The sequence below is a fragment of the Cysteiniphilum marinum genome, assembly GCF_014857925.1.
In the GTDB taxonomy this organism is placed as follows: Bacteria; Pseudomonadota; Gammaproteobacteria; order Francisellales; family Francisellaceae; genus Caedibacter; species Caedibacter marinus.
Map to the genome: position 1 here is coordinate 1 of NZ_JACYVZ010000067.1, position 4699 is coordinate 4699.

Here is a 4699-nt window from a genome sequence, read left to right on the forward strand (position 1 = left end):
TTTGATCGTCATAAATCTGAGAAATTATTTTTTGTTTTAGCGCCATGATGATACCTTAATGCAAATAAGTTTATTTTGCACTATAGCATAAAATTTATCTTATAGGTATGTTTTTAGGAATGGACTCTTGCTTTTGGGTAAAACTTACAGCATGTGTTGTAGCCATGCAGATCAGTTTTATTGAAAACTTTTTCTGGTGGGATTTTTGCCATGATTAGTAACCTCTTTGATTTTTATTGAAGTTAATTTGTTGACGACAATTACAGTTTACCATATATTACCCCTTGTAGATGTTCTGTTTGAAGTACGTTCTCAGGGCAGCTACGTACATCTTGTTGTCACCCTTATTCTTGAAAGCTGAGGGTGGCATCTTGCCTTGAAGTTCGCCCTTTTCCTCAATGTCCGTAATTTCAGTTGCAGTTAAAGATTCGCGCCATAGTTCAAACTCAAGGTTAAACACCTCTTCTTTTTGCGCTTTGATTTTCTCTAATCGTTCTTTTTTTGCGATCAATGACGCTTCAAATGCTAAATCTTCTGGTGACTTGTAATTCGCTTCTGTCCAGTTACCACCCTTTTTAAGTACCCCTATCAATCCACGTAAGCGGTTATTATCTGGTGCGTACCCTTTCATTTCCTCTAAACGATTACGTAAAGCCCACCCATAATGTTCAATGGACTCTTGGACGCTATCAACAGTCAGTTGATTATCAGCGTCTAAGTTTTTATTAAAGTTTTTAATCTGGGTAACGTGACGCTTAGTAAAGCCAAATTCAGTTAATGATGAAAAATCAAGATCAGCCCAATCTTCATTGTCTGATTCAAGAGTGTTGGTTTCGTCTGTCGCAGTGACATTTTTTGTTTCAGCATGAGTTTGTGGAGCCTGTTGCAAAAATTGTTTTTGGAGTTCGGCTATCTGTTGTTGAAATTGATCATTTTGCTTTTTGATTAGATCGATTAATTGATCGTTTTGGGTGTTGGTTGGTTTTTGTTCTTTGGTGTCGTTACTATATTTGTTTATAGTATTAGTAGTAGTATTACTATTATATATAGGAGGATTGTTATTTTCAGTATTAACTCTTAATAGCTTTAATTCATTAAAGATAAATGTACAAAGTTTATATTTAGTCCAGCCACCGCGACCATTTTTATATGCTACTCTGATAAGTACATTCGTTTCCGAAACAAGCCTATTTATTGTTTTCTTAATGCTGTAAACAGCAGCATTTACCTTACTTGCAAGCTCATCTATTGTCAGTTCTTTTGTTGTTTTATCTTTTTCCTGATAGCTTAAATCATAGATAGTCATAACGATGCGCTTTTGAAGACCTGATAATGAGGAATAAGTCAGATTATAGGAACTTTCATATGTAGTTTGACCTTGGTTTGTCTCCAGTTTGTCCTCAGTTTGTCCTTGATTTGTCTCCAGTTTGCCCTCAGTTTGACCTTGGTTTGTCTCTAGTTTGTCCTTAGTTTGACCTTGGTTTGTCTCCAGTTTGCCCTCAGTTTGACCTTGGTTTGTCTCCAGTTTGTTCTCAGTTTGACCTTGGTTTGTCTCCAGTTTGTCCTCAGTTTGACCTTGGTTTGTCTCCAGTTTGTCCTCAGTTTGACCTTGGTTTGTCTCCAGTTTGTCCTCAGTTTGACCTTGGTTTGTCTCCAGTTTGTCCTCAGTTTGACCTTGGTTTGTCTCCAGTTTGTCCTCAGTTTGACCTTGGTTTGTCTCCAGCTTGTCCTCAGTTTGACCTTGGTTTGTCTCTAGTTTGTCCTCAGTTTGACCTTGGTTTGTCTCTAGTTTGTCCTCAGTTTGACCTTGGTTTGTATCTAGTATATTTAAATTGATTATATTAGAATTTTGCTTTCTATCGTTTGTTTCTTTTTCTAATACTTCAGGCTTAAGGTCAGAAATATTACCAAGTCTTACACTAGAAAAAAGTTTACTAATTTGTTGTTTCTTAGTCGCCATGATTATTCAGCCTTATATAGAAATTATCACTTACCATACAATTCAATTAACAAGTTATAATAATCATCTGCAAGTGATGAATTTGGGCTGTACTCTATAACAGAAAGTTGTTCAACAATACTTTCCTCAGCAATTGCCTTGTAAGCATGGATAGTTGCGGTTGTTACAGATGCCCCTAAGTTGGCTCGATAATAAGTTTCAATTTCAGATGAAAGCCTACGATTATCTCTTAAGGTTGGAACAAAGTTAAAATGCTCCCACTTTAAAGACATATCACGTTTAAAATTATTAATTAATTCAATACCTTCTAAAACAGATTGAAAAGCACCAACCTCACACCCAAGGGGGCATATAACGTCAGTAGCCATTGCAAGGGCGTTTTTTACAAGATGACTTCTATAGTAAGATGAATTATCAAATAATATTACATCATAATCTTCCATGACAGGCTCTAAAAGGCGCTGTAAGAAAAATTCCCTTAATGTGGCTTTTTCAATATGTTCATCAAGTAGACCTAAATTTGCAGTTTCTGGGATACAATGCAATGATGTTAAATTGCAAACTTTAATAACATCTTTAATGTTTTTTTCCTTTCTTGCAACTTCCCAAAGACCATATTCTGGGTTGTTTTCAATATCTTGTAAGCTATTAACTTCAACTTGAGGAAGAATAGCCTTAGTTAATGATTTTTGGCTAACCTCTAAACCAACAGCAAGCACTTTCAATCCGTTTAAGGCTAATATTCGTGCTATATTAAAGGATAGAGTTGATTTCAAAACTCCACCTTTTGGACTGTAAACAGTAATTACTTTGGTTTTCTCAGGTTTTTTTATAAAGCCATAAACTTTTCCTATTTCGGGTAATTGTGATTCATTCCACGCCCTAATATCAGCACTTCCGCGCTTTATTCGATCTGCAACAGGTATAATTTTCTTATCTTCATCGTATATTATTGAGTTTCTTGTTTTTTCTACTCTATATAAGTCCATGATGTTTTTTATTGTATAATATTTCACCTTTTAACCTCTTGTATAGTTGCACCTGTAAAACAGTGTTATCTATACAATAGCACAAAATAGCTGTGACACATAGAAATATCAACAGTTATTTAATTTGCTATGTTTTTTAGTTATACGTCAATATTCTACGTTATGTGTATGATCCGAGTAACTTAACATTGCATACTGCTAAACGACAAATATAATGCTCCACCCTTAAGAAGTCTGCGACATTTATTTTGCTCCAGTCTTACGACATTTATACTGACCCACCATAACAACAGCATCACTGAAAAGAACAGCGCATAGCAAACTGTCACATTAGACTATAGTCTAACGTACACTAAAAAATGAGGTGACGTTTAAATTTCAATCTATGAGGTTGTGCACCTTATTATATATGGTGTAGGTTTATGTCATATTCAAATAGCTAAGTGTTGAGTATAAATATCTCTCAAAATATTGTATCTTATGTGAGTTTAATATAATTGGTTGATATTTTTTAGGTTAAGTAATGGTGAACAATATTAAAAAAGTAAAAGTTGGTAGAAACGACAAATGCCCTTGTAGCTCTGGTAAAAAGTATAAGCATTGCTGCTATAGTAACAGTAACTTAAGCAACAAAACGCAAGATCGCATATTATCAGCACAAATGAATGAGATTGAAAAACGGTTAGATGGAAACGTTAAATATGTTGAATCCGAAATTAAGATGTCTGAGGTGATCAGTGAATTTGCAGCGGAAATGGAGGAAGAGTATGGTGATGGCACAAATACAGCTAAAATTATTGAATTAGCAATACTATATTGGAATGCATCAACAATTCTTAGCAATACTAAAACTAAGGAAGATGAGCTAGAACAACTAGAAATTTTATATAAGACAATTAGTGTTCACGGTATATCAGAGCCTGATTTTTTTGAAGTCCTAGAATATTATAAGGAAAGGAAAGCTAAACTTTTCCCCAATATTAATAGAATGATAGTTGATTATCGAATTGATCAAGATGCAAATGGTGATGTTAGTTTTTCTGTTGCATCTGCTATTCCGCGAGATGAGGTATATTGAGATTGCTATTTTCTGTAAAAATCTTCCCATTTTGTCCAATGTATAAAAACTTATAATATATTCTACACTCGAAAATCAGCCTGAAATAGTGTAGAAAAAATCGTTTTTTGCTATACAATATACACCAGTGTATAAGAATCGATTAAATCTACAATTATGCGCCTTTTTGGATATGCCAGAGTATCAACTGGTCAACAAAGTTTAAAATTGCAGATCAATTCCCTCAAAAAATCGGGTGTTGCAGAAAAGAGAATTTTCACTGATAAAAAAACAGGCAGCACCGCTGAACGTGATGGGTTAGAGTTATTAAAACTCAAAGTAGAGCAGGGCGATTGTATTTTAATCACTAAGCTTGACCGCCTTGGTCGTGATACTGCTGATATGGTTAACATTATTAAATACTTTGACGAGTTAGGTGTGTCTATCAAATTCATTGACGATGGCATTAGCACCGAGGGTAGCATGGGTACAATGGTGATAATGATTTTAACCTGTGTTGCTCAAGCTGAAAGGGCAAGGATACTTGAGCGTACTAATGAGGGGAGGAGTCCATTCCTAAAAACATACCTATAAGATAAATTTTATGCTATAGTGCAAAATAAACTTATTTGCATTAAGGTATCATCATGGCGCTAAAACAAAAAATAATTTCTCAGATTTATGACGATCAAA

General features: G+C 34.6%; 4 protein-coding genes. 2 read left to right on the plus strand and 2 right to left on the minus strand.

Annotation, left to right across the window (positions count from 1 at the left end; translation table 11 throughout):
* Positions 1-277: 277 nt before the first annotated feature.
* Both IE867_RS13995 and IE867_RS14000 read right to left on the minus strand, forming a co-directional pair.
* A complete protein-coding gene (locus IE867_RS13995; protein WP_192485328.1) occupies positions 278-1960 on the minus strand; it encodes a mucin-associated surface protein in 1683 nt (560 codons plus the stop codon).
* 26 nt (positions 1961-1986) lie between these two features.
* Positions 1987-2976, minus strand: coding sequence for a ParA family protein (locus tag IE867_RS14000; protein WP_192485329.1), 990 nt, complete (start codon positions 2974-2976; stop codon positions 1987-1989).
* A 496-nt stretch (positions 2977-3472) separates the two neighbouring features.
* On the opposite strand from IE867_RS14000, the gene IE867_RS14005 reads away from it, so the two are divergent.
* Positions 3473-4027, plus strand: coding sequence for a YecA family protein (locus IE867_RS14005; protein WP_192485330.1), 555 nt, complete (start codon positions 3473-3475; stop codon positions 4025-4027).
* 156 nt (positions 4028-4183) lie between these two features.
* Complete coding sequence (locus IE867_RS14010; protein WP_192485331.1) at positions 4184-4600, plus strand: recombinase family protein; 417 nt, start codon at positions 4184-4186, stop codon at positions 4598-4600.
* The last annotated feature ends 99 nt before the right edge of the window (positions 4601-4699 follow it).